The sequence below is a fragment of the Hymenobacter agri genome (genome assembly GCF_054778495.1).
In genome coordinates this window covers 1-1,996 of the sequence record NZ_BAAGZM010000705.1, presented here as the reverse complement: position 1 = coordinate 1,996, position 1,996 = coordinate 1, and the positions used below count along the sequence as shown (strand labels likewise).

The following is a 1,996-nucleotide window of genomic DNA, read 5'->3' as shown; positions in this document are numbered from 1 at the left end:
TGGCCGTGAGGGCCAGAATGGGGGTGGCCGCCCGGGCCGGGTCGGCGGCGGCCCGCATGTGGGCCGTGGCTTCCAGGCCGTTCATGCCGGGCATCTGAATGTCCATCAGCACGGCATCGTAGCGGTGCTGGGCAAACAGGTTGAGCGCCTCGTGGCCGCTGCCGGCCTCGCCGACCAGCACGCCGTGGCCTTCGAGCAGCAGCAGGGCCACCTCGCGGTTCACGGGGTTGTCTTCTACCAGCAGCACCCGGCGGCCGCGCACGGTGTTCTCGGGCCGGGCGGTGGGAGCTTCGGCGGGCTGGGCCGGGGCTTTGGGCAGGGTGAGGTAGAACGCGAAGGAACTACCCTGGCCCAGCTGGCTCTGCACCGTGAGGCGGCCACCCATCTGGGCCAACAGGGCCCGGCTGATGCTCAGCCCCAGCCCGGTACCGCCAAACTGCCGGGTGGTGTCGGCGTAGGCCTGCGTGAATTCCTGGAAGATGGTGTCGAGCTTGTCGGGCGCAATGCCGATGCCCGTGTCCGTCACCCGAAACTCCACGCTGAGAGTTTCGGCAGTTTCGCTCACCAGAAAGCCGCCCATGCTGATGGTGCCGCCTGCCGGCGTGAACTTGATGGCATTGGACAGCAGGTTGAGCAGAATCTGGTTGATGCGGTACGAGTCGCCCACCACCCAAGGCAGGGGGCAGGAGTCGCGCAGGCGGGTGCCCACCACCCGAATACCTTTTTCGGCGGCCTGCAGCACCAGCGGCTCGGCGGCCTGCCCGGTCGCGTCGCACAGGTTGAATACGCGCTGCTCGAGCTCCAGCTTGCCCGAGGTAATCTTGGCCATGTCGAGCACATCGTTCACCACGTTCAGCAAGTGGCGGCCGGAGTACTGAATAATATCGGCATAGTTGCGCTGCTGCTCGCTGAGCGAGGTTTTAGCCAGCAGGCCGGTCATGCCCAGCACGCCGTTGAGGGGCGTGCGAATCTCGTGGCTCATGTTGGCCAGGAAGTTTTCGCGGGCCACTACCGAAGCTTCGGCTGCGTGCTGGGCCAGCTTCAAATCGGTAATGTCGTTGCTCACGCCCAGAATGCACACCGTGCCATCGGCCATGGTAATGGGGCAGCGAATGCTCTGAAACCAGAGCTCCTCGCCGGTGGGCAGCACCACCCGGTCTTCGCTCGTGACCGAGCGGCCGGTGCGCAGCGCCTGCTCATCGGCCGCGGCAATGGCCCGGATATCATCCGAGCGCAGGGCCTCGTCGAGCGAGTCGGAGCCGGTGAGGTGCAGCAGGCGCTCGCGCAGCGTCGCCATGGTCCGGTTCTGAAAAATGATGCGGCTCTGGTGGCCTTCGCGGTACTGCTCGCGCACGTAAATCAGGTTGGGGGCCAGGTCGAGCACCTGCTCGGTAAACGTCTGCTGGGCCTTCACCTGCGCCTCGCTCTGGCGGGTGCGGGCCTCGGCTAGCCGCCGGGTCGTGATGTCGAAGCCGTAGCACACCACCATGCGCAAGCCCCCGTCGGCCCCGAACACAGGCTGGTAGTAGCACTGCCAGTACAGCAGGGGCGCATCGTCGGGGCCGGGCCAGTGCTCCTCCCAGCTCACCAGCTTGCGCGTGCTCACGGCCCGCTCAAACAGGCGATGGCGGCGCTGGGCTACCTCGGGCGGCAGGCCCCGCACCGTACAATGGTCGGCAAACGTGCGCCCGATGCGGGCGCGGCGCTGCACCGCGTCGGGCTCGGCGTAGGGGTTGAGGTAACGGTAATGCTCGTCCGGGTCCAGCACCGTCACCACGGCCGGCAGGAAGGCCATCACGGTTTCGTAGAACTCGCGCTGCTCGGCAACTTCCTGCTCGGCCTGCCGCTGGGCCGTGATGTCGGTCAGGAACAGCAGCACCGTGTCGTCTTCGGCCAGGGGCACGGCCGACACCAGAAATAGCCGGCCGTTGGCCGCAATGCTGTGTTGGGCGGGCTGGCGCTGGCGCAGCGCCTGGCCCACCGCCTGCAGCAGCTG

General features: G+C 67.1%; 1 protein-coding gene. It reads right to left on the bottom strand.

The genetic code is table 11. The features are described from left to right. Positions 1-1,996 (bottom strand): ATP-binding protein (locus ACYVDE_RS21240; RefSeq protein WP_460503535.1); only part of this gene is annotated, 1,996 nt, incomplete at both ends.